The following is a 24,835-nucleotide window of genomic DNA, read 5'->3' on the forward strand; positions in this document are numbered from 1 at the left end:
AAAAATAAACAAATAAATAAGTGCGCATTATATTAGAATTTAGGCCTCTTTAGGCATAAAACGGAGATTTGAGTGAATTTAAGTCAGAGCAAAACCTGGTCAACTGAGCAATCAGCACAAACCTACGCAATAGATAATTGGGGTGATGGCTATTTTTCTATTAACGCCAGCGGACATGTCTGTGTAAAACCCAGTTCGGATAAGGCTATTGCACTGGATTTATTCGAAATCGCCCAGTCGCTCAATGATAAAAACTTGTCATTGCCGGTGTTGGTTCGTTTTACCGATATTTTAAAAGATCGTGCTAAACGACTGTCTGATGCTTTTCAAAAAGCTTGTGTCAGCAACAATTATAAGGGGCAATACACGCCGGTTTATCCCATTAAGGTAAACCAACAGCGTCAGGTAGTTGAAGGTATTTTATCGGCTGACAATATTGGCCTTGAAGCGGGCAGTAAACCCGAATTGCTGGCCGTTATGGCGTTGTCCAATCAGGGCGTTGTGGTTTGTAATGGTTATAAAGATAGAGCCTATATTCGCCTGGCACTTATCGGCTTAAAAATGGGTTTGAATCTTTATTTGGTCATTGAAAAGCCACTGGAACTTGAGCTGATTATTGAAGAAGCGGCTAAGTTAAATATTAAGCCACAACTCGGAGTGAGGGTACGACTTTCAAGTATCAGTGCCGGAAAATGGCAAAACAGCGGTGGCGAAAAATCCAAGTTTGGCCTGCATGCCCATGAAGTACTTCAACTGATTGAGCGTCTGAAACAAACCGATTTACTGGACAGCTTGAAATTACTGCATTTTCATATGGGTTCGCAAATCGCCAATATTCATGATATTAAAATTGCTTTGAAAGAGGCTGGGCAATTTTATGTTGAATTACATCGTTTGGGTGCAGCGATAAAAATTGTTGATGCGGGTGGTGGGTTAGGCGTTGATTATGACGGCAGTGGCTCGCGTCGTGAATCATCAATTAATTACAGTTTGGATGAGTATGCACAAAATATCGTCCGGAGTTTTGCTGAGTTGTGTGCTGAAAAGCAAATGCCGCAACCTGACATTATCACCGAATCAGGTCGTGCATTGACGGCTCATCATGCCGTATTAATCACCAATGTCACTGATATTGAATCGATTTATACCAATAAAGCCGAATTACTGGCGTTACCCGTTGCCCATAATCTGGTTGAGCATTTTCATGATGCGCAGTTTGCCTTGTCAGAAGCACGTGCCCGTTTTACCCAGGATAAATTAAGTATTACCGAGCTTGCCAAAGCCGAGAATAACTATGCTCTTTTATGTCAGCAAATTAAAAGCCAGCTCAATCCCAACACCCAAAGCGAAGCTATTATTCTGGAAGAATTAAACGAGAAGCTGGCCGACAAGGTTTTTTGCAATTTTTCATTGTTTCAATCTATGCCTGATATTTGGGGGATTGATCAAATCTTCCCGATCATGCCTATTCATCGTTTGGATGAACAGCCTACACGCCGCGCTGTTATTCAGGATTTAACCTGTGATTCCGATGGTCGTATTGATCAATATATCGATGGGCAAAATCTTGAAAATACGCTGCCAATACATGACATCGACAGCAATGAGCCTTATCTCATCGGCTTTTTTATGGTGGGCGCTTATCAGGAAATATTAGGCGACATGCACAATTTGTTTGGTGACACGCATTCCATTAATATTAAATTGGATGACAACGGCTATCATTTTTACGACTTGCAGGAAGGTGAGCATGTCAGTGATTTATTGGACTATGTGCATATTAGTAGTGAAGATTTAAAAACGGCCTATCGTGACAAACTGGCAAAAAGTAATCTTAGTGAGCAACAACGCCAAGACTATGAACAAGAACTCGTTGCCGGCTTGACGTCGTACACTTATCTGGGAAAATAATATGAAAGCAGGCATGATCGGCTTGGGTGCGATGGGTTTGGGCATGGCCAGAAATCTTGCCAAAGCAGGCTATTTAACTGCTGTTTTTAATCGTACTCCCGCAAAAACAGCAGAATTTACCGTAGCAGTTTTTGATTCACCGGAGGCGCTGGCGGCAGAAGTCGATATTGTGCTGATTTGTGTTTCTGCCGATCAGGATGTGTTGAGCGTGATTGAGGCAATAGCTTTAACCATTAAGCCCGGTGCAATTGTTGTTGATATGTCCACCGTAAGCAGTGCAACGGCCAAAAAAGCTGCCACGATTTTGGCAGAAAAACAGGTAGTATTTTTGGATGCACCGGTTTCAGGTGGCACGGAAGGCGCCAAGAATGGCACATTGGCGATGATGGTGGGTGGGGATGTAGCCGCTCTGGAAAAGGCTATGCCCGTATTGGAAGCAATGGCTGCGCGTATTATTCACATGGGCGCTACCGGTTCGGGGCAGGCTACCAAAGCCGTCAACCAAATTATGGGCGCAGGTATTAATCAGGCGGTCACGGAAGCGCTGGCTTTTGCGCAAACCCAAGGCTTGGTAATGGATAAAGTCATTGATGTCATTTCTGGCGGTGCGTCGGGTAATTGGTTTTTGCAACATCGTGGCTCGACCATGACCGAAGGTACTTTTGTACCCGGCTTTAAGGTTGCACTGCATCATAAGGATTTAAAAATCTGCCAAGTGATGGCCGCTCAAACAGAGGCTCTGATACCTTTAGTCGATATGACTGTTATCAGTTATGAACAGTTGATGGCGGAAGGTTATGGTGACGAGGATATTTCGGCGTTGTATCGACTGAAAAAACAGTAGCTATGACTTAGCCAAATCTGTTTGCATAGCTGAATTAATGAAGCATGCCGTCATTATTCGCCGTTCACTCGGTAAATAATTTTTTGTTAGTTTTAGATCACGTGTAAGATATTAAGTGTAATTATTTTAATTTCTGGTGAAGGCCAGCGGAAAAAAACGGGAATTTCAATAACAAACAGGCTAATAAATTATCGGTTTTAGTCGACCGATAATCGTCAAGGCAGTGCTTGATCGACAAGCTAATGAGTAATAGTATTGCTAATTTAACGATTAATTACTTAAGTCTGCTTGTTAATCCCAAAGAACAATTCTTAAATCAAACATACGATACTCGCTTCAGGCGATAACTTTCCAATACCCAAATGAAAAGAAAGATAGCTGTTCTATTTGTAGTTGCATTACTTGTTATTATTAATTTCAGTATTTGGAGTTATATCAATAACCCCTTGCAATTGGAATCATGGACCAAGACCACGATGGGGGTTACCTACGATCCCATGCGCAAGGAAGATACGCAAACAGGTAATACCTATCCCAGTGAAGCCGATATGGACAAAGATTTGGCTTTGCTGGCCGATAAAGTTCATGCGGTTCGAACCTATAGCATGCTTAAAGGGCAGCACAAGATTCCTGAGCTCGCCGCCAAATATAATTTAAATACGACCTTGGGCGCATGGATTGACGGTAATCTGGAAAAAAATCGTCAGGAAATCGAAACTTTAATTGAGGCCGGTCGCCAGAATAATCCCCGAATTATTCGGTTGATGGTGGGTAATGAAGTTTTGCTGCGTAATGATATTCCTAAAGCAGCCTTGATCGAGTATATCCGGGAAGTGAAAAAGCGCAGTTGGCGTCCTGTCAGTACTTCTGAAACATGGGATATTTGGTTAAAAAATCCGGATCTTGTTGCCGAAGTTGACTTTATCGCCGTGCATATTTTGCCTTATTGGGAAGGTATTCCTGCAGAAGATGCGGTCGATTATGTTTTTAGCCGTTATCATGAATTACAGCAAACTTATCCTGGTAAGCCCATTATTATTACTGAAGTTGGCTGGCCTTCAGATGGTCAACCGTTTAAACATGCAACAGCATCAATATCCAATCAGGCAAAATTTTTACGTGAATTTATTAATCGGGCCGACAAAGAAAGCGTTAATTATTATATTGTCGAAGCCTTTGATCAGCCCTGGAAAAAGTCTATAGAAGGCTCATCGGGTGCTTATTGGGGTATATTTAATGCTGATCGACAACCCAAATATCCAATGAATGGCGATGTGTTGACCATGCCGGCCTGGAAAAACTGGGCGGTTGGTGCAGCTGGTTTTAGTATCGTATTAATGGGCTTGTTTTTATTTACTCGCAGTACTTTAAAGCTGCCCGGTATCTTGTTTTTTGGTTTAATTGTCAATCTTGCGGTTTCGGTGATTTTTTGGTCCGCATCGATAGGAGCCCATCAATATCAAACGAATCTCAGTATTTTATTTTGGGGCTTGATGATACTGATGCAGATTATGGCAGTTGTTATTCTGCTAATCGAAAGTCTGGAAATTGCGGAAGTGATCTGGCATAAAAAGACCGCCAGAACCTTTCAACCGCTAAAACCCTCGGCTGAGTTTAAATATCCCAAAGTATCTCTGCATTTACCCATCCATAATGAGCCGCCCATGATGGTGCGTGAGACGCTTGAGGCTTTGGCGAAAGTGGATTATCCCAATCTTGAAGTCTTGGTGATGGACAATAACACCAAAGATCCTGCGGTATGGGAGCCGGTACGTGAGGATTGCGAACGGTTGGGGCCTATGTTCCGGTTTTTTCATCTGGAGAACTGGCCTGGTTTTAAGGCAGGTGCAATCAATCATGCACTTGAGCAAACTGCCAGCGATGCAGAGATTATTGCGGTTATTGATAGCGATTATGTCTTGTCGCCAGATTGGCTAAAATGTATGGTGCCCTATTTCGATAATGAAAATGTCGGCTTTGTGCAATCGCCACAGGACTATCGTGATCGTGATGAAGGTCTTTTTAAATCCTTTTGTTATTGGGAATATGCCGGCTTTTTTAATATTGGCATGGTGCAAAGGAACGAGTACAACGCCATTATTCAACATGGCACCATGACCATGATTAGAAAGTCTGCCTTACTGGAAGTCGGTAAATGGGCAGAATGGTGTATTTGTGAAGACAGTGAACTCGGTTTGCGTTTGTATGAAGCCGGCTATGACTCGGTTTATGTAAAGGATTCATTTGGTCGTGGCGTGATGCCTGACACGATGTCCGGTTATATGACGCAACGCTTCCGTTGGGTTTATGGTGCCATGCAAATCATCAAGGGACATTGGCGCAGCTTTTTACCCTCAAAAAACTCGCCACTGACCGCCGCACAACGTTATTATTTTATTGCCGGTTGGTTACCGTGGTTTTCCGATGCCCTGGCGTTGTTATTTACGACCGCCAGTTTGATTTTAACGGCAGTAATATTAAGTGACCCGATACATAGTGAACTGCCTGCCAATGTATTTTTATTACCGACGGTCGGTTTATTCAGCTTTAAAATCCTGCGTGGTTTATGGTTATATCAGGCGCGTGTTCCGTGTTCCGTTTGGCAATCATTGGGTGCCGCGTTAACCGGTTTGTCTTTAACCCACACCGTTGCCAGAGGTACGGTTCAGGGCTTGTTTACCTCAGGCAAGCCGTTTATGCGGACGCCTAAATTTGAAAAGCAGGGGCCTTTATTTGCCGGTTTAATGACCATCAGACAGGAATTGTTTTTGCTGATATTGTTAAGTTCAGGTATCGCTGCAATGTGTGCTACCGAGCATTTTGATAACTTAAGTGGTAAGTTATGGATAGCGGTCTTGTCGGTGCAAATGGTTCCTTATGCCGCGGCTTTACTGACACTGCTGATCAGTGTTGCGCCAAATTATGGTCGTAAATCCAAACGTACTACCGAAGAGTTGGATAAGTAAAGGGCGTAAATCTCCACTCATCAGCTAAAAAAACAGCACCACGAAGACACGAAAGGCACGAAGAAAAACCAAGGTAAAAACTTCGGCTACCAACTAAAGCCGGCACAGATACCATCCCTTCAAGGGATGTTATCTGTAATATTGTCCTGCTTTAAATTGGTAGCCAAAATCTCGTGTCTTCGTGGTGTGCAGTTAATCAGCTTTTGATTGAATAATTCAACATCCCTACAACGAGCCTTGATCGTACACACAGGAAAAACTCAATGACCCTTATTCGCCAAGACGACTTTATCCAAAGTATCGCTGATTCACTGCAATTTATTTCCTACTATCATCCGCTGGATTTTATCCATGCTTTAAATGATGCCTATCAAAAAGAGCAAAATCCGGCTGCCAAAGACGCCATGGCGCAAATATTAATCAATTCCCGAATGTGTGCCGAGGGGCATCGACCGATATGTCAGGATACCGGAATAGTAACTGTTTTCTTAAAAATCGGTATGGATGTGCAATGGTCGGCTGATCTTAGTGTCACCGATATGGTCAATGAAGGCGTTCGACGGGCTTACCTTCACCCTGATAATATTTTGCGTGCTTCGATACTGAAAGATCCGGCCGGAAAACGCATTAATACCGGCGATAACACGCCAGCGGTTGTTCATATGGAAGTGGTAACCGGTAATACGGTTGACGTTGAGATTGCGGCCAAGGGCGGCGGTTCTGAAGCCAAAGCCAAGTTTATTATGCTCAATCCTTCAGACAGTATTGTTGATTGGGTATTAAAAACCGTACCCACCATGGGCGCGGGTTGGTGTCCTCCTGGGATATTGGGTATAGGTATCGGTGGCACCGCAGAGAAAGCGATGCTTCTTGCCAAGCAAGCCTGCATGGAGTCTATTGATATTCAAGAGCTTATTGCCCGGGGCGCAAGTAACGCGCTGGAAGAATTACGTCTTGAGTTGTATGACAAAGTGAATGCGCTGGGTATTGGTGCGCAGGGTTTGGGTGGTTTGACTACCGTGCTGGATGTCAAAATAAAAGATTATCCGACACATGCGGCTAATAAACCTGTTGCCATTATTCCCAATTGTGCGGCAACCCGGCATGTACATTTTGTTCTGGATGGCTCTGGCCCTGCCGAGTTTAAGACTCCTCATCTGGAAGATTGGCCAAATATTACCCGAGATGCTGGTACTAATGCCCGTAGAGTTAATTTGGACACGCTGACGCCTGCCGAAGTGGCTACCTGGAAACCGGGCGAAACCTTACTACTAACCGGTACAATGCTCACAGGCCGAGATGCCGCACATAAACGCATGGTTGATTTGCTGGAACGTGGTGAGTCGCTGCCGGAAAGTATCGATTTTACCAACAAGTTTATTTATTATGTGGGCCCTGTCGATCCGGTACGCGATGAAGTGGTAGGTCCTGCCGGGCCAACAACAGCAACGCGTATGGATAAATTTACTGAAACCATGCTGGCTAAAACCGGTTTGCTGGGCATGATTGGTAAAGCAGAGCGTGGACCCGAAGGCATTGCTGCCATCAAAAAACATCAGGCTGTTTATCTGATGGCTGTGGGCGGCGCAGCTTATCTGGTATCAAAAGCCATACGCCACTCGCGCATCGTCGCATTTGAAGATCTTGGTATGGAAGCCATTCATGAATTTATTGTTGAAGATATGCCTGTTACCGTGGCGGTCGATACGCAAGGCGTATCAATACATGAAATAGCGCCAAAAATCTGGCAGAACAAAATCGGCAAAATCCCTGTTGTTGTTGAACCATAATTAATACTGGTACAAGGTACAAGGTACAAGGTTAAAAAACCGGCTCTTAACAGGCTGACTCGTTGTCCTTTGCCTATAGACTTTCAGAAATTAAATTTACAATTCACGTCGTTGTCAGCTCATACAGATAACATCCCTTCAAGGGATGGTATCTGTCGACATAGAAATTATTTACCTGAGAATCTATATGTGTTTTCGTGATCTTCATGGTGAATAAGAATTACCTGCCTTGAAAAAAAATCATACGCCCCCACATATTCAGCAATCATTTTAACAATTTTAGGAATAGTATCGTGACTGTTGAAGCAAAAAAAGAAACCCTGGGCTTTGAAACTGAAGTAAAACACCTGTTACATTTGATGATTCACTCCTTGTATAGCAATAAGGAAATATTTTTGCGGGAGTTGATTTCCAATGCTTCTGATGCTGCTGACAAGCTGCGTTTTGAAGCACTGTCTAATGACGGTTTGTATGAAGGCGATGCCGAGCTGAAAATTCGCCTGGAATTTGATACAGAAAAACGTACCATTACTATTATAGATAATGGTATCGGTATGACCCGTGCAGAAGTTCAGGAACACATTGGAACGATTGCAAAATCAGGTACCAAGCAGTTTTTTGAAGCCTTGACCGGTGAGCAAGCCAAAGACAGTGAATTAATTGGCCAGTTTGGCGTAGGTTTTTACTCTGCATTTATTGTGGCTGATAAAGTCACTTTGACTACCCGCAAAGCTGGTGCCGATAAAAGCGAAGGTACCCGTTGGGAATCTGCAGGTGAAGGCGATTACACCATAGAAGCAGTAGAAAAAGTACAGCGCGGTACAGAAATTGTTCTGCATTTGAAAGAAGCTGAAAGCGAGTTTTTAGACGGTTATCGTATTCGCTCTATTGTTAGAAAATTCTCTGATCATATTTCTTTACCTATCGTTATGGATAAAGAAATCATGCCGACAATGGCTGAAGAAGAGACTGAAGAAGGCGAGGAAGCTAAAGAAGCCAAGCCTGTTGCAGCAATAGAAGAAGAAACCATTAACAGTGCTTCTGCGTTGTGGACCAAATCCCGTCAAGAAATTTCAGATGACGAATATAATCAATTTTACAAGCATGTCGGTCATGATTTTCAGGATCCGTTAACGCATGTGCACAGTAAAGTTGAAGGCACTAACGAATATGCCTTGTTGCTTTATGTGCCATCACGGGCACCTTTTGATATGTGGGACAGGGATACCAAACATGGTGTAAAACTGTACATTCGTAAAGTCTTTATTACCGATGATGCCGAGCAGTTAATGCCGCGTTATTTGCGTTTTATCCGGGGTGTTATTGATGCCAATTCATTGCCGTTAAACGTATCCAGAGAACTGCTGCAACAAAGTAAACAAATCAGCGCCATTAAAACGGGTGCGGTTAAAAAAGTATTGGGTATGTTAGAAAATCTGGCCAAAAATGAGCCGGAAAAATACGAAACATTCTGGGCTCAGTTTGGTTCGGTGATTAAAGAAGGCCCGATTGAAGACCATGCCAATAAAGCACGTGTTGCCAAATTACTGCGCTTTGCCACTACCCATGCAGATACCGACAAACAGAACGTTGCCCTGGAAGACTACGTTAGTCGAATGAAAGAAGGTCAGGAGCATATTTATTATGTAACGGCAGACAGTTTTTCTGCGGCAAAAAATAGTCCGCATCTGGAAATATTCCGTAAGAAAGGCATTGAAGTTATCTTGTTATCTGACCGTATTGATGAATGGTTGGTCTCTAATCTGGACGAATTTGAAGGCAAGCATTTACAGTCTGTTGCCAAAGGCGATCTGGATTTAGGTGGTTTGGATGCCGAAGAAGATAAAGCGGCCTTGGAAGAAGTTAATAAGGATTTTGAGGTGGTACTTAAGCAGATTAAAGACGTGTTGGCCGATAAAGTTAGTGAAGTTCGTTTGAGTCATCGTTTAACCGAATCCCCCGCTTGTTTGGTCGCTGATGTTTATGGCATGAGCCTTAACATGGAAAGGATTATGAAAGATGCCGGTCAATCAATGGGCATGGGTAGAAAACCTGTTTTCGAAATTAATCCGACACATCCTCTGGTTGTTCGTATGAAAGCAGAGCAGGATGATACCCGTTTTGCTGATTTGACTCATATTTTGTTTGATCAGGCAATTTTGAGCGAAGGTGGACAGTTGGATGATCCGGCTGCTTTTGTCCATAAGCTAAATGGTTTGTTGCAAGGTTTGTTAAAATAACTGTTAACAACACCAAAAAAGGCTGGATTGATCCAGCCTTTTTTTTGCCTGGTAATCCTTATACTCCGCACGGTCACAACTCGGTTTTCTGATCGGCCATTTTATCCGATAGCTGCGTTGCAAAAGTAGTTACATAGCTAGCTATGTAACTACTTTTGCACCTTGCTCTCGAATAAAATAACTCGATCATAAATTCCGTAAACATGACCGCGCGAAGTATAAAACAAAAATCTTGCATGACATGAGATGGATTTAAGTATTTAATTACATGTCCCATACACGTTTTTCCGCAGTAGATTTTCTCTTCTCGGACAGCTTTCTGTCTTGACGTCGGCAACAGCAAGGTTGTGCTGACACTCAATTTTTCCTTTAGCCTCGTATCGATATAAACAGTCATTATGGAATTCGTCTGGATTAGCACCGCTTACATGATTGGCTTAATTGCCAGTCGTCTGTCTCTTCCTCCTCTCGTGGGTTATCTGGTTGCCGGTTATGTTTTGCATGGTTTGGATATAGCTCCCCTGCCAAACTTGGCGCATCTTGCCGATATTGGTATTGAGTTACTGCTGTTTTCAGTCGGCTTAAAACTTAAACCCAGCTCGTTGTTACGCAGTGAAGTGTTAAGCGTAGGCGGTTCGCATCTGCTGCTGGTTACCGGCGTTTCTGCGCTGATATTTCTGGCGATGGGCCAACGTATTAGTGGTGGTTTGGTGTTAGGCGCCAGTCTGGCTTTTTCCAGTACCGTACTTGCCATTAAAGTATTGGATGATAGCAGTGAGTTGTCATCCCTACATGGCCGCGATGTGCTGAGTATTTTGATTTTACAGGACATAGTCGCAATTGGTTTGCTGGCGTTCGCAGATGGCAAGCAACTGACACTTTGGGCCTTGATTTTATTAATTGTACCGTTCCTGCGGCCGCTGGCACATCGATTGCTAACTGTTAGTCGTTCCGGTGAACTCATCTTGATGTTAGGTGTTTCGTTGGCGTTAGGCGGTGGTGTATTGGCCGAAAGTGTCGGTGTTTCTCCTGATATTGGTGCGCTGCTAACCGGCGTGATGCTGGCTTCACATCCCAAGATAGAAGACCTTTCCAACAAGCTTTGGAGTCTCAAGGAATTATTTCTGGTCGCATTTTTTCTGCAAATTGGAATGGCCAATTTTCCGACTCAGGAACAAGCAGTGACGGCTATTGAATTGTTAATGCTATTGCCATTACAGGGAGGCTTGTTTTTTTCGCTCTTTCTACTGGCAGGTTTACGTGCCCGCACGGCCTTCGTTTCATCTTTGGCATTGATGACATATAGTGAGTTTGCCCTCATTACTACCGGGGCAGTGGTTAATGCCAATTTGTTACCTGCAGAGTGGACGTCAATTATTAGTCTGGCGGTCGCCGGTTCTTTAGCGATTGCAGCTCCCCTGAACCGGTATTCGCACCGCTTGTTTTCATGGGCCGAACCGGTATTGGTTCGCTTTGAGAAAAAATCCAGGCAGTCTGATCGCTTGCCTGAATCTTTTGGCGTATCGGAATGGTTGGTTGTCGGTATGGGGCGTACGGGGGTTTCTGCTTATCTGGCGTTACACGAGCAGGACAAACTTGTAGTGGGACTGGATTCTGACCCGACAGTATTGGAAAATCTGCTTGCCGAAGGGCGACGGGTGGTCTACGGTGATGCGGAGGATACCGAGCTGTGGGAGAGGCTTCCACTGGAAAAAATCAAAGGGGTTATTTTAACAGTGCCGGAATTTGAAGTTAGATGTACTGCAATTAGCCAGCTTAGAAAGCGAGGTTTTTTGGGTAAAATAGGCACGATTTGTTATTACAAGGGAGAAGAGCGGGAATTAATTCGCCTGGGAGCTAATTTAATTATCCATCCTTTGGTTGAAGCAGGTAACCAGCTTGTTAAGCAAATATTGACATAATGGCAGTATTAATACGATTGGTTTCTACGCACAAAATCAGGTGCTTATAAATAACTATTATTTTCATGTTTTCAATACCCATTTTTTACTACAATGACTCAGCTTTTTGCCTTGTAGTACAATTTAAAAATCTTGTTCTATTACAAGATTACTGTTGATAATTGAGTTACCTATCGTCTTGTTGTGGTATTTATTTAGCACAGAGGAACAAAACTTGTCATTCGTAATGGAAGCCCGGTAATAATCAGGTAGCCTGGCAGGCGTAAGATCAACTAATCTAACCATAGCCAGTTTGGCAAAAACAACATCAGGAATGAACATGGAACACCTTACCCAATTTATTAATATTTTTTTACACCTGGATAAATATCTCAGCGAGATTATTCAAAATTATGGCTATGTTACTTATATAATATTATTTATTATTATTTTCTGTGAAACAGGATTGGTCGTATTGCCCTTTTTACCGGGAGATTCTTTGCTTTTTGCAGCCGGTACTTTTGCGGCAAAAGGTGATATGAGTCTTTGGATATTATATGTAATATTATGTGTGGCGGCAGTATTGGGTGATTCAGTTAACTATGAAATAGGACGATTTTTGGGTCCTAAAATAGCCAAGCAGGAAAAAACCCGGTTTTTGAATAAAGAACATGTGGAGCGTACCCATAAATTTTATGAAAAATATGGCGCTAAAACGATAATAATTGCCCGCTTTATCCCTATCATTCGTACCTTTGCGCCATTCGTGGCTGGTATAGGTGATATGGGTTACAAAAAATTTCTGCATTACAACGTTATTGGTGGCGTTTCCTGGATTTCTATTTGCCTTTTTGGCGGATACTTGTTTGGCAATATAGAAATCGTAAAACATAACTTTACGGTAGTCATTGTAGGTATTGTAATTGTTTCAATAATACCCGCTGTAGTTGAGTATATTCGGCATAAGTATTATTTAAAAGCGGGTTAACCAGCTTAATACGTGCAAAAAAACAGCCACAGATTCACCGATTTTAAAGCAGGTTTAATCGGTGATGCTGTGACCACAAATTTTTTGAGTTGCCTGGTATCCAATGTTTCGGTTACAACTCAATACGGATTCCAAGTTCCACAACGCGGTCAACGGGTATTTTAAAAAACTCAATTGCACTGGTTGAATTATGAAATAAAAACCTGAATAATGCCCTGCGCCATTTCGGCATGGGGCTTTTATTACGAAAAGATATTTGTTCACTACCGATAAAAAAAGAGGTATTTTTGGGATTAAAATCCAGACCTTGTTGTACGCATAACTCCAGTGCGCGACGAACGTCTGCGTTCTGTTTGAAACCGTAATAAAGCTTTACCCGATAAAAATTCCGGTTTTCACCGAAAGTTCTGATTTTAACCAGATGAGATTCGTCAACATAGGGTTCGTTTGTGGTAACAATGGTTAGTACAATAATTTTCTCGTGTAATACATGATTATGTTCAAGGTTGTGTAACAGCACTTGAGGTACGCCGTGTAAGCTTCTGGTCAAATAAATGGCAGTACCCTCTACGGTCACTAATTTACTATTTATTTTCGTTTCCAGATCCTCGAATAACATTCGCCTGACATCCATATATTCCGAAAGCAATCTACGTCCCTTAATCCATGTCGTTAACACTAAAAATAGAACGGTAGCGACGACTAGTGGAAGCCAACCGCCAGTAGGGATTTTTAAACTATTGGAGGAAAGAAATGTTAAGTCTATTGTTAAAAAAACCGACAAAAATGCCCCACTGGTGTATTTGCTCCATTGCCAAAGTTCTTGAATGACAATAAATGCCAACAGGGTAGTGGCCATCATGGTTCCTGTTACTGCCAAGCCATAAGCGGAGGCCAATGCAGACGATGATTTAAAACTCAATACCAGTACGAAAACCGATATCATTAAGAGCCAATTAATAGCCGGTATATAGACTTGTCCCCGTTCTGCACCTGAGGTGTGCAAAATGTTCATGCGCGGACAGTAGCCCAGTTGTATGGCTTGTTTGGTCATCGAAAAGGCACCGGATATTACTGCTTGCGAGGCGATAACGGTCGCGAGTGTCGATAGAATTAGCAAAGGATACATGGCCCAGGTTGGGGCAAGTAAATAGAAAGGATTTTGTATCGCCTCGGGGTGACCGATTAACAGCGCCCCTTGTCCGAAATAGTTGAGCAGCAACGCCGGAAACACAAATCCGAACCATGCATAACGGATTGGTTTTAAGCCGAAATGTCCCATATCGGCATACAGCGCTTCGGCACCGGTTATTGCCAATACGATTGCGCCCATAATCAAAAATCCATGCCAGCCTAATTCAAGCAGTAAATGCGCTGCGTAATAAGGGTTTATTGCCATTAATACGCCCGGTTCATCGATGATGTTGGTTACTCCCAAAACGGCCAGCAAACAAAACCAGATACACATGATCGGTGAAAATAGCTTGCCCATCTTGCCGGAGCCTTTTGCTTGCAGAAGGAACAGTCCGCCCAGTACCGTAATGGTAATCGGCAGCACATAGCGGTCCAATGATGGGGCGATAATTTGCAGGCCTTCAACGGCACTAAGTACCGAGATAGCAGGGGTGATGATGCTGTCTCCGTAAAACAATACGGTGCCAAGCAAGCCGACAGTGACTATGAAACGCATTTTTTTGGGATTTTCTTTGGAACCTTGTAAGGCCAAGGCCATTAGCGCCATAATGCCGCCTTCGCCTTTGTTGTCGGCACGCATAATGAAAATAGCGTATTTGGTCGTTACTACCAGGGTTAGTGTCCAAAAAACCAGCGATAACACGCCGAGTACGTGCAGTTTATCTATTGGTAAGCCGCTGAGGAAAACTTCTTTAAGCGCATAAAGCGGGCTGGTGCCGATGTCACCAAATACTACGCCAATGGCTCCTAGTGCTAGGCCTGCGAGTTGTTCTTTGGTTTGAGGTTGTGAATTTGAGGACATTATTGTAAGTATTTTGCCACTAAATAAATAGTTAAGAAGGGTTGTGCGGCACGATTATCGTCCATATTAGTTATAAAAGAAACAGGCATGTGTTTTAGGAAACCACAGCTAATAAGGCTCTTTGACTGATTCGATTAAAAATAGCGGGCATTTATCCAGAAATGCACGGCTATACTGGCGAGATAGCCCAGCAAAATAACCGGCATCCAACGCATGTGAAATGCGAAGGTATAGCCTTCTTTGATCTGACCCAGTAATGCAACTCCCGGTGCAGATCCGATTGCCAGCAAACTACCGCCTACGCCCAAGGTTAGGGTTAACAGCAGCCATTGGCCGGGTGGAAGATCCGGATGCATGCTTAATACAGCAAACATCAAGGTGCCGTTATCAATAAATGCTGATGAGAGGCCGATACTAATATTGGCAACCGTAGCGCTAATCTGCCCGAACAGAAAATGCGCAATAGCATCAAGATAGCCGATAAACCCCAAGGCGCCAATTATCATCATCGCGCCGTAAAAAAATAGCAACGTGTCCCAATCGACATTACCAATGTTCTTGAAAACATCAAAATCCTGTCTTTTATTATCTCTCGGCGCTTCAACCTGAAAGAGTTTGTAAACATGAGCAAAGTCACTCTTAACTTCGTGCGCTGTTTTGGTGAGATAAAAGCTGAAAAATTGCAGTAAACCAAGCCCCGTCATCATACCGGCGGCTGGTGGCAGTTCCAGCAGTACATTAGACGAAACGGTAATAGCGAGTGTGATAATGAACAGTAAAACAACCCGCTTGCTGCCACGCCGTAGCCAGATAGTGCTGGTGGATGCTGCGGGTGTTTCTTTGGGGACGAAAAAATGCATAACAGTAGCGGGAACCAAAAAATTTACCATACAGGGAATAGTCAATGAGAAGAACTCATAAAAAGGCAGGATTTTATGTTGCCAGACGAACAATGTCGAAATGCCGCCCAAGGGACTTAACGAGCCGCCGGCATTGGCCGCTACGACGATATTGACACAGGCCAGTGCAACAAATTCTTTTTTGTTTTTACCCACTGCTGCAGCAACAGCGCCCATTAAAAGCCCTACTGCCATACCGCTAATTACGGTGGAAAGAACAAAAGCCAGTACGCCGGTAATCCAGAACAGTTGTCGGTAACTATATTGCCGGCTTAAGAGCCAAATCCTGAGGCCATCGAAAATACCACGCTCTTCCATAGCGTTTAGATAGGTCATTGATACCAGGATAAATAGAAATAATTCGATATAAGCCAGTAAGTTGCTTTCAAATGCAACAGCCGCCACTTTGGCTTCACCGTGCCAGGCATAGTAAATACAAATCGCAAACCATACGAGCGCCGAACCCAAGACCATTGGTTTGGACTTTCGTAGTGCGATGACTTCTTCTGACATTGCGGCTATGTAGGCCATAACGGTAACCCCGATAGACAGATAGCCAATGATGTGATGGGTTAAATCTAATGATTGGGTCGCACTTAAAGTATCCAAAGCTTGGCCGGCAAAGCTCGCAGTCGGTAAGAGCAATAATACAAAGACTGATAACTTTACTAGTGTGCTATTCATTTTGTTGTTGAAAGGTAAGCTTAATGGGAAAAATGAAATGAATAAAGCAGATCACAAGAACTGACTGCCAACGGGTTATAAAACTTGCCTAATCTTAAAGTCTGCGCTGACCGGGAGTTGTTTATTGTAGTTATTTTAGATTAACTTTAAACAAAGCTGTAAAGATATTAAAAAAAACACTGAAACGCCGTGTTATCAAGGTTCATTTTCTGAAATGGGGATGCAAAATTACCATCGTTGTAATTTTTTAAATCTACCACTATTTATTTGAATAACAAGTTTTGAGTAAAACGACTGGCTTAATAATCTGGCTACTTTCATATACAACATGATGGTTTATTGTACTAAAGCCTAAAAAGACTGGATAATCTGCAACCTTCATTTATGAACAAATATTTTTTGGCATGGAATTTAATTTAATCAATACTGACGGTCATGCACGGCGTGGACGTCTTACCTTTGCTCGTGGCGTTGTAGAAACGCCGATTTTTATGCCGGTTGGTACTTATGGTACCGTTAAATCCTTGGCGCCGGAAGAGTTGACTAGTGTCGGTGCGCAAATTATTTTGGGTAACACTTTCCATTTGATGCTACGGCCAACGACAGCTGTCATCAAGGCGCATGGTGATTTACATGATTTTATGCATTGGGATAAACCAATACTGACAGATTCAGGCGGCTTTCAAGTATTTAGTTTGGGAGCGTTAAGAAAAATTACTGAAAAAGGCGTAACTTTTAAATCGCCGATAAACGGTAGTGCTATTTTTATGGGGCCTGAAGAATCCATGCAGGTGCAGCGTGATTTGGGTTCGGATATTGTGATGATTTTTGATGAATGTACGCCTTATCCGGCAACCGTTGAAGAAGCCGCCAAGTCGATGCGCTTGTCGTTACGCTGGGCTGCGCGTAGTAAGGTTGCGCATGGCGATAATTTATCGGCTTTGTTTGGCATCGTGCAAGGCGGTATGTATGAACATTTACGTCAAGAATCGATAGACGGTTTACTGGATATTGGTTTTGATGGCTATGCGATTGGTGGCTTGTCAGTTGGCGAACCCAAAGATGAAATGATGGCGACTCTGGATGCAATTCATGGCAAAATGCCGGTTGATAAGCCGCGTTATTTAATGGGTGTGGGTACGCCAGAAGATTTGGTTGAAGGGGTTCGGCGTGGAATTGATATGTTTGATTGTGTCATGCCAACACGAAATGCCCGTAACGGGCATTTGTTCACCAGCTTCGGGGTGGTGAAAATCAGAAATAGTCAATATGAATTTGATACCGGGCCAATTGATGAATCCTGCGACTGCTATACTTGTCGGAATTATTCAAGAGCCTATTTACGTCATCTGGATAAGTGTAAGGAAATGCTGGGTTCCAGGCTTAATACACTGCATAATCTGCATTATTATTTGAGCCTTATGCAGGGTTTGCGTGATGCCATTGAAAGGCAGGAGCTGGATGTTTTTATCCGGCAATTTTACCAACAACGAGGAAAATCCATGCCGTCTATGGCATAATAACGGGATTTTTTAATAACTATAAAATTTGAGGATAATCATGAGTTTTTTTATTTCTGACGCTTTAGCGGCAGCTCCTGCTGCTACGCAACAACCAGGCATTGAAGGTATGCTGTTTCCACTGGGTATTCTGGTGTTTTTTTACTTTTTGTTTTTGCGTCCTCAATCCAAGCGAACCAAAGAAAAGAAACAAATGATTGCCGCGATAACCAAAGGTGCAGAAGTCGTAACGTCTGGGGGTATTCTAGGTAAGATCGTTGATCTGGATGATAATTTCGTCAAGATTGAAATCTCTGACAACACCTTTATTCAAGTGCAGCGCCAAAGTATTGAGAGCATGATGCCAAAAGGAACTTATAAAGCCATAACCAAAAAAGCAGTTAGAGCTTAAGTTATAGCGCGTAGCCAGTCAAACAGCTTGATTTAAGCTAAAGCACGGTTTAATTATTGGAATAACACATGCAAAACCATTTCCCACTTTGGAAAAATTTATTAGTTCTGATTGTTTTTGGCATCGGAATTATTTATTCGTTACCGAATTTGTACGGCGATGATCCCTCTGTTCAGGTGTCGTCAACACAATCTGCCAAGATAGCGCAGGAGCAGGCAAACCAGATTAAATCCGAAATTGAAGCTAGTGGCGTTACTGTCAAAGCCTTTGAGTTTAATGACGGGCGTATTTTAGCGCGTTTTTCTAATACTGACGATCAGCTTAAAGTCGATGATTTGCTTAGAGACAAGATGGGCAGTAATTACACCGTTGCCTTAAATCTGGCACCTACTACACCTCCTTGGTTACGCGCTTTAGGCGCTAATGCCATGTATTTGGGTCTGGATTTACGTGGCGGGGTGCATTTTCTCCTGGAAGTGGATATGGATGCTGCCGCCAGACAAGCCGAAGATCGCTATAACGACGATCTGCGACTAGCCTTGCGAGGTGCTAATATGCGCTATCAGTCAGTGACAAAAAACAACGGTTTTATTAAAATTACGTTGAAGTCAGCGGCAGATAAACCAGCGTTGTTAACGCTTCTGGACAAGGATTTTCGTACCCTTGATATTACGGAGCCGGAAGCTCAGGATCAGGTTTGGTTAAAAGTCTCTGAAAAAGAAGTCCGCGAAATCAAGAAATTTGCTGTGTCGCAAAACATGACAACTTTGCGTAACCGGGTCAACGAGTTAGGCGTTGCCGAGCCGGTGATTCAACAGCAAGGTGATAACCGTATTATGGTTCAATTGCCTGGTGTACAAGATACTACTCGTGCCAAGGAAATTCTGGGTACAACTGCTACCTTGGAGTATCGTCTGGTTGATACTGAACACGATGTACGGCAGGCAGTTGAAGGACACGTGCCTGTTAACAGTCGCTTGTATTATGAAAGAAACGGTAATCCGATACTGTTGGATCGGCGCGTTATTGTGACTGGCGATCAAATTGTTGATGCTTCTTCCGGTCAGGATGAGGACGGCAGACCTTCAGTCAATATTTCCTTAAATGGCGTGGGTGCGGCCAAGATGGCTAAAACTACCCAGGTTAGTGTTGGCAAGCCAATGGCGGTAGTCTTTATTGAATATAAAGTTGATACCAGAATGGTCAATGGTCAAAAAGTTCGTCATAAAGAAAAAGTTGAAAAAGTTATCAACGTGGCAACTATCCAGGGAGTATTCAGTAAACGTTTTCAAACTACCGGTTTGGATAGTCCACAGGAAGCACGAAACCTGTCATTGTTGTTAAGGGCTGGAGCACTGGCTGCGCCGGTTGATATTGTTGAAGAGCGTACGGTAGGGCCAAGCCTTGGACAAGATAACATCGATAAAGGCATGCTGTCGTTTGTGGTAGGCTTTGCCTTGGTTGTGTTGTTTATGGCGGTTTATTATAAGCTGTTTGGCATGATTGCCAATTTTGCGCTGGCGTTTAACGTGGTTATTGTCGTGGCAATATTGTCGATGTTACAGGCAACGTTAACATTGCCGGGTATTGCCGGGATCATCTTGACGGTAGGTATGTCGGTTGATGCCAACGTATTGATATTCGAGCGGATTAAAGAAGAGCTCCGTAATGGTAATACGCCGCAATCCGCTATTTTTATCGGTTATGAAAAAGCTTTTGCAACGATCCTTGACTCGCATTTTACCAACCTTGTAGTTGCGGTGGTGTTGTTTGCTTTTGGTACCGGTTCTGTTAAAGGTTTTGCGGTAACGTTGATTATCGGGATTTTGTCCTCCATGTTTACGGCAATCACCGGAACGCGGATGGTTATTAACTGGGTATACGGCAATCGTAGAGTTGAGAAGTTATCCATTTAAGCTGTGCAAGGGCAATCCTTTATGGTTGCCCTTGATTCAAAAGCAACCCAAGGGTCAACCTAAGGGCAACCGTAAAGGGTTGTCCCTACCTTAAGAAGATTAAACTATGAAGACAACAAACATAAATTTTATAGGTAACCGAAATATCGCCTTGATATTTTCCGGTGTACTGATGATTCTTTCGATAGGATCGCTGGCTGTCCGCGGATTGCAAATGGGTATTGATTTTACCGGCGGAACGCTGATTGAAGTGGGTTATCAAAAAGCGGCTGATTTAACTGTGTTACGTAATACCTTGGATGCTGAAGGTTTTGGCGATGCCACTGTGCAAAATTTTGGCACGGCAAAAGATGTCCTGATTCGTTTAAAGCTCCATGAAGGTTTAAGTAGCGCCGATTTAAGTTCCAAGGTACTTGAGGCCATTAACAAAACCACCGCAGAGCCGGCAAGTGTGCGACGCGTTGAATTTGTTGGACCTCAAGTGGGTGATGATTTGGCCGAGGATGGTTTTTTGGCCTTGCTATATTCAACAGTAGGGATTTTGGGTTATATTGCCTGGCGTTTTGAGTGGAAATTTTCTACCGGAGCCGTTATAGCGACAGTTCATGATGTTGTTGTTACCTTGGGATTGTTTTCTGTTTTGGGGCTGGAATTTGATTTGACGGTATTGGCGGCAGTTCTTGCGCTCATTGGTTATTCTTTGAACGATACTATTGTTATTTATGATCGTATTCGTGAAAATTTTCGGCTAATGCGCAATAAAACAACTGAAGAAATTATGAATATTTCGGTTAATGTCACCTTAAGTCGAACCATCATGACCTCTTTAACGGTGATTCTGGTGCTGGCGTCCTTGTTTTTTCTGGGCGGTGAAGTGATACATAATTTTTCTATCGTATTGTTGTTTGGCGTATTTTTTGGTACTTATTCCTCTATTTTTATCGCCAGTCCTATGGCTTTATTATTGGGTATTAGTGCTGAGGATTTGATGATACCGGTCAAAGAAGGTGCGGAAATAGATCGTACGCCTTAATGATATGAGTTGTCGTTTGTCTACAATATCGCGATGATCAGGTATAATTAACCACTCAAATTTTTATTTTTTTATTTAATGTTACTTTGGAGTTTTAAAACATAATGGCAATAGAACGCACTTTCTCAATTATTAAACCTGACGCAGTTGCAAAAAATGTTATTGGTGAAATTTATAGTCGTTTTGAAAAAAATGACCTGAAAATTGTTGCGGCAAAAATGCTGCACCTGACTCAAGAACAAGCTGAAGGTTTTTACGCAGAACACAGTGAGCGCGGTTTCTTTAAGGGTCTGGTTGCATTTATGATTTCAGGTCCTGTGATCATGCAAGTACTGGAAGGCGAAAATGCAGTTCTTAAGCATCGTGAAATAATGGGTGCTACCAATCCTAAAGAAGCAGCTGCAGGAACCATTCGCGCTGATTTCGCTGCCAGCATCGATGAAAATGCGGTACATGGATCAGATGCTGTCGAAACTGCTGCAAGAGAAATCGCTTACTTTTTCTCAAATAATGAAATCTGTGCCAGAACCCGTTAATTTTCAGCCGGTTAATCCTAAGCGGGTTAACTTACTCGATTACGACAGAAAAGGTCTTGCGGCCTTTTTTGTCGATTTGGGTGAAAAGCCTTTTCGTGCAACCCAGTTGCTTAAATGGATTTATCAGGAAGGTGTCGAAGATTTCGACTTGATGACTAATATAAGCAAGTCTTTGCGAGTCTGGCTCAACGAGCATTGTTATCTTGCAACGCCAGAGATTGTCATTGAACAAATTGCCAGTGACGGGACCCGTAAATGGGCATTGCAAACCAGTTGCGGCAACCGAATCGAGACGGTTTTTATACCTGAAGAAGGGCGTGGCACTTTATGTGTGTCATCGCAAATCGGTTGTGCGCTAGCTTGTACTTTTTGTTCTACCGCCCAGCAAGGTTTTAATCGTAATTTGACGACGGCAGAAATTATTGGTCAAGTCATTGTTGCGCAAAAACGTTTGGGGACGACCAAAAAAATCACCAATGTTGTCATGATGGGTATGGGCGAGCCCTTGCTTAATTTTGATAATGTCGTCGCAGCCATGAATTTGATGATGGATGACTTTACCTTTGGGCTTTCCAAACGACGGGTCACTATTAGTACTTCGGGTGTGGTGCCGGCGATGTATCGATTAACACAAGCTTGTGATGTCAGTCTTGCGGTATCATTACATGCAGTGACTGATGAATTGAGGGATGAGCTGGTTCCGATTAATAAAAAATATCCGTTAAAGATGTTAATGGAAGCGTGTAGGGATAACGCCAAGATTGCACCACGACGTACTGTTACCTTTGAATATGTCATGTTGGATGGGATTAATGATTCAATGGAAGATGCACGCGGACTCATTAAATTGTTAAAAACAGTACCGTCAAAACTTAACTTGATACCCTTTAATCCGTTTCCGAATAACGCTTATCGATGCTCAAGCAAAGACGTTATTAATCGTTTTAAAACGGTTTTAAACGATGCGGGTATTATCACGACAGTCAGGAAAACTCGTGGCGAGGATATCGATGCTGCCTGTGGACAATTGGTTGGGCAAGTTGAAGATAAAAGTCGCAGACACCTTAAGCTAAAGGTTGTGGGTTCAGAGAGTGCTGCCTGAGGCATCAAGCAGTACTATTAATCGCTTTGGTAGTAGCTTGTTTTTGGTTGTTGTATTGGCTTCCTGTTCATCCTCGAATGTAAAGACTACCGGAAATGATGATCCTGCCAGTATTTATTTACAACTGGGAGTCCGCTACATTGATTTAAACAAGTTGGAAGTTGCCAAAGAAAATTTACAGCTGGCATTAAAAAAAGACCCTGATAATATTCAAGTACATAATGCCTTTGCGTTTTTATATGAAAAATTAAATGATTATGATCATGCCAAAGACCATTATGAAATGGCGTTGGATGGGGCACCAGATAATTGGAGTGTAGAAAATAACTTTGGCCGGTTTCTTTGCGATCATGGTGAATATGAGCAAGGAATGGCTTTATTAAATCAGGCATTTTCCAATCAGTTGAATGACCGGCAGTGGTTGGCATTAACCAATGCCGGACGTTGCCAGTTGGCAATGCAACAAAAGCAAAGTGCCAAGACTTATTTTAAGCAAGCGTTGATACTTAACAATACTTACGCTCCGGCACTGCTGGAAATGCAAAAAATAAGTTATCAAAGTGGCGAATATTTGGCGGCAAAAGTTTATTTACAGCGCTATCTGAGTGTTGCAGATCATACCTCGGGAACCTTATGGATTGGTACGCAAACAGAACGTGCATTAGGTAATGAAGCGCTGGCAAAAGAATACCAACGCTTATTGTTGGAAAAATTTCCGCTTTCAGATGAAGCAAAACAAATTAAGCCTATTTAACATTAACAGGCTACCCTGACCGATATGGCAAATAATATACAAGCAATTCGCGGGATGCATGATGTGCTTCCTGAACAAACACCGATCTGGCAGTATACCGAACAAGTGCTTAGAGATGTACTTGGTGCTTATGGTTATAGTGAAATCCGACTGCCGATTGTCGAGAAAACAGAGCTTTTCAAGCGCTCTATTGGTGAAGTGACCGATATAGTTGAAAAAGAAATGTATACCTTTGACGATCGTAATGGCGACTCGTTAACCTTGCGTCCGGAAGGCACTGCCGGTTGTCTTAGGGCTTGTCTTGAGCATGGCTTATTACATAATCAGGTTCACCGGTTATGGTATTACGGCCCTATGTATCGCCATGAACGTCCACAAAAAGGGCGCTATCGCCAGTTTATTCAATTGGGCGTTGAAACTTATGGCATGTCTGGCCCCGATATTGATGCTGAATTGATTTTGATCATGGATCGTTTATGGAAAAAGTTGGGTATTCGCGATAAAGTGCGTTTACAGCTTAACTCCTTGGGTACTATTGCAGAACGACTGGTTTATCGGGAAACTTTAGTCACTTATTTTCAGGCACATTTGACTGAGTTGGATGAAGATAGTTTGCGTCGACTTGAGACCAATCCTTTACGCATTCTGGATACCAAAAATCCGGCCATGCAACGACTGGTTGCCGAGGCTCCCGAATTAATGGCTTATTTAGGTGCTGAAAGCCTGGAACATTTTAATACCTTAACGGCAACATTAGATGATCTGGGGATAAGCTACGAAGTCACTACCCGATTGGTACGCGGCCTGGATTATTACAGCAAAACAGTTTTTGAATGGGTTACTGATGAGCTTGGTTCTCAGGGAACCGTGTGTGCCGGTGGACGTTATGATAGTCTGATTGAACAATTGGGTGGCAAGCCCAATTTTGCGGTAGGTTTTGCCATGGGTATTGAGCGCTTGCTGGCTTTAATGGAAGTCGCAGGTAATGTGCCGCTTGCTAGAACCGTCGATGTATACATGATTCGTGTCGGTGAAACAGCGGAACGGGAAGGTTTGCGTTTTGCTGAAATAATTAGAAATGAAGTCCCGGGGTTAAAGCTACAAGTGAATTGTGGCGGTGGCAGCTTTAAAAGCCAGTTTAAAAAAGCTGATAAAATAGGTGCGGAATATGCCATTATTTTGGGTGAAGACGAAGTTAGTCGCGGAGAGTTTGGTCTGAAATCCTTACGTAGTGAGCAAGACCAGCAAACGTTATCCCGGGAGCAAATCATTACTTTTTTGCAAGCGCTGTGTGGATTGAGTTAACCTACTATTTGCCGCTTTGATGCGTTGGGCTACCGTCCTCACTTAACCCAACCCTGTAA

18 protein-coding genes are annotated in these 24,835 nt (G+C 42.9%); 15 read left to right on the top strand and 3 right to left on the bottom strand.

The annotated features are described in order from the left end of the window. The first annotated feature begins 72 nt into the window (after positions 1 to 72). The 6 genes from speA (at position 73) to N7974_RS00535 (ending at position 11,673) form a co-directional block, all read left to right on the top strand. The gene (gene speA / locus N7974_RS00510; RefSeq protein WP_262963755.1) at positions 73 to 1,911 is read left to right on the top strand and encodes a biosynthetic arginine decarboxylase; all 1,839 of its coding nucleotides are present in this window, start codon (positions 73 to 75) and stop codon (positions 1,909 to 1,911) included. Position 1,912: 1 nt separating this feature from the next. After that, positions 1,913 to 2,755, top strand: coding sequence for an NAD(P)-dependent oxidoreductase (locus N7974_RS00515; protein ID WP_262963756.1), 843 nt, complete (start codon positions 1,913 to 1,915; stop codon positions 2,753 to 2,755). A gap of 362 nt (positions 2,756 to 3,117) precedes the next feature. After that, entirely contained in the window at positions 3,118 to 5,721 is a 2,604-nt protein-coding gene (locus tag N7974_RS00520; protein WP_262963757.1) for a glycosyltransferase, read from the top strand. 263 nt (positions 5,722 to 5,984) lie between these two features. Then, on the top strand, positions 5,985 to 7,511 hold the full coding sequence (locus tag N7974_RS00525; protein WP_262963758.1) for a fumarate hydratase: 1,527 nt from the start codon (positions 5,985 to 5,987) through the stop codon (positions 7,509 to 7,511). 293 nt (positions 7,512 to 7,804) lie between these two features. Then, entirely contained in the window at positions 7,805 to 9,751 is a 1,947-nt protein-coding gene (htpG, locus tag N7974_RS00530; RefSeq protein ID WP_262963759.1) for a molecular chaperone HtpG, read from the top strand. A 398-nt stretch (positions 9,752 to 10,149) separates the two neighbouring features. Further along, positions 10,150 to 11,673: a cation:proton antiporter family protein gene (locus tag N7974_RS00535; RefSeq protein WP_262963760.1), complete on the top strand. Its 1,524-nt coding sequence runs from the start codon at positions 10,150 to 10,152 to the stop codon at positions 11,671 to 11,673. A 123-nt stretch (positions 11,674 to 11,796) separates the two neighbouring features. On the opposite strand, the gene N7974_RS00540 is transcribed toward N7974_RS00535, so the two are convergent. After that, complete coding sequence (locus tag N7974_RS00540) at positions 11,797 to 11,994, bottom strand: hypothetical protein (protein WP_262963761.1); 198 nt, start codon at positions 11,992 to 11,994, stop codon at positions 11,797 to 11,799. Between N7974_RS00540 and N7974_RS00545 the strand changes: the two genes are divergently transcribed. Then, positions 11,993 to 12,640 (top strand): DedA family protein, encoded by a 648-nt coding sequence (locus N7974_RS00545; RefSeq protein ID WP_262963762.1) that lies wholly within the window; start codon positions 11,993 to 11,995, stop codon positions 12,638 to 12,640. The genes N7974_RS00540 and N7974_RS00545 overlap by 2 nt on opposite strands. Before the next feature lie 112 nt (positions 12,641 to 12,752). On the opposite strand, the gene N7974_RS00550 is transcribed toward N7974_RS00545, so the two are convergent. Further along, positions 12,753 to 14,636 carry a potassium transporter Kup gene (locus N7974_RS00550; protein WP_262963763.1) on the bottom strand — a complete coding sequence of 628 codons (1,884 nt, stop codon included), beginning with the start codon at positions 14,634 to 14,636 and terminating at the stop codon, positions 12,753 to 12,755. Positions 14,637 to 14,770: 134 nt separating this feature from the next. Next, a complete protein-coding gene (nhaD, locus tag N7974_RS00555) occupies positions 14,771 to 16,219 on the bottom strand; it encodes a sodium:proton antiporter NhaD (RefSeq protein WP_262963764.1) in 1,449 nt (482 codons plus the stop codon). A 404-nt stretch (positions 16,220 to 16,623) separates the two neighbouring features. On the opposite strand from nhaD, the gene tgt reads away from it, so the two are divergent. The 8 genes from tgt to hisS all read left to right on the top strand — a co-directional run bounded on the left by tgt (position 16,624) and on the right by hisS (position 24,776). Further along, complete coding sequence (gene tgt, locus N7974_RS00560) at positions 16,624 to 17,739, top strand: tRNA guanosine(34) transglycosylase Tgt (protein ID WP_262963765.1); 1,116 nt, start codon at positions 16,624 to 16,626, stop codon at positions 17,737 to 17,739. Between the two features lie 40 nt (positions 17,740 to 17,779). Next, complete coding sequence (yajC, locus tag N7974_RS00565) at positions 17,780 to 18,130, top strand: preprotein translocase subunit YajC (protein ID WP_262963766.1); 351 nt, start codon at positions 17,780 to 17,782, stop codon at positions 18,128 to 18,130. A 68-nt stretch (positions 18,131 to 18,198) separates the two neighbouring features. Continuing rightward, positions 18,199 to 20,046 (top strand): protein translocase subunit SecD, encoded by a 1,848-nt coding sequence (gene secD / locus N7974_RS00570; RefSeq protein WP_262963767.1) that lies wholly within the window; start codon positions 18,199 to 18,201, stop codon positions 20,044 to 20,046. Between the two features lie 106 nt (positions 20,047 to 20,152). Further along, positions 20,153 to 21,079 carry a protein translocase subunit SecF gene (gene secF, locus N7974_RS00575; protein WP_262963768.1) on the top strand — a complete coding sequence of 309 codons (927 nt, stop codon included), beginning with the start codon at positions 20,153 to 20,155 and terminating at the stop codon, positions 21,077 to 21,079. A 104-nt stretch (positions 21,080 to 21,183) separates the two neighbouring features. Beyond that, on the top strand, positions 21,184 to 21,615 hold the full coding sequence (ndk, locus tag N7974_RS00580; protein WP_262963769.1) for a nucleoside-diphosphate kinase: 432 nt from the start codon (positions 21,184 to 21,186) through the stop codon (positions 21,613 to 21,615). Next, entirely contained in the window at positions 21,590 to 22,717 is a 1,128-nt protein-coding gene (gene rlmN / locus N7974_RS00585; protein ID WP_262963770.1) for a 23S rRNA (adenine(2503)-C(2))-methyltransferase RlmN, read from the top strand. Before ndk ends, rlmN begins: the two co-directional genes overlap by 26 nt. After that, positions 22,707 to 23,471, top strand: a complete 765-nt coding sequence (gene pilW, locus N7974_RS00590; protein WP_262963771.1) for a type IV pilus biogenesis/stability protein PilW — start codon at positions 22,707 to 22,709, stop codon at positions 23,469 to 23,471. The genes rlmN and pilW overlap by 11 nt, the downstream gene beginning before the upstream one ends. 24 nt (positions 23,472 to 23,495) lie before the next feature. Beyond that, positions 23,496 to 24,776 carry a histidine--tRNA ligase gene (gene hisS, locus N7974_RS00595; protein ID WP_262963772.1) on the top strand — a complete coding sequence of 427 codons (1,281 nt, stop codon included), beginning with the start codon at positions 23,496 to 23,498 and terminating at the stop codon, positions 24,774 to 24,776. The last annotated feature ends 59 nt before the right edge of the window (positions 24,777 to 24,835 follow it).

It is taken from the genome of Methylobacter psychrophilus (assembly GCF_025583945.1).
In the GTDB taxonomy this organism is placed as follows: Bacteria; Pseudomonadota; Gammaproteobacteria; order Methylococcales; family Methylomonadaceae; genus Methylobacter_C; species Methylobacter_C psychrophilus.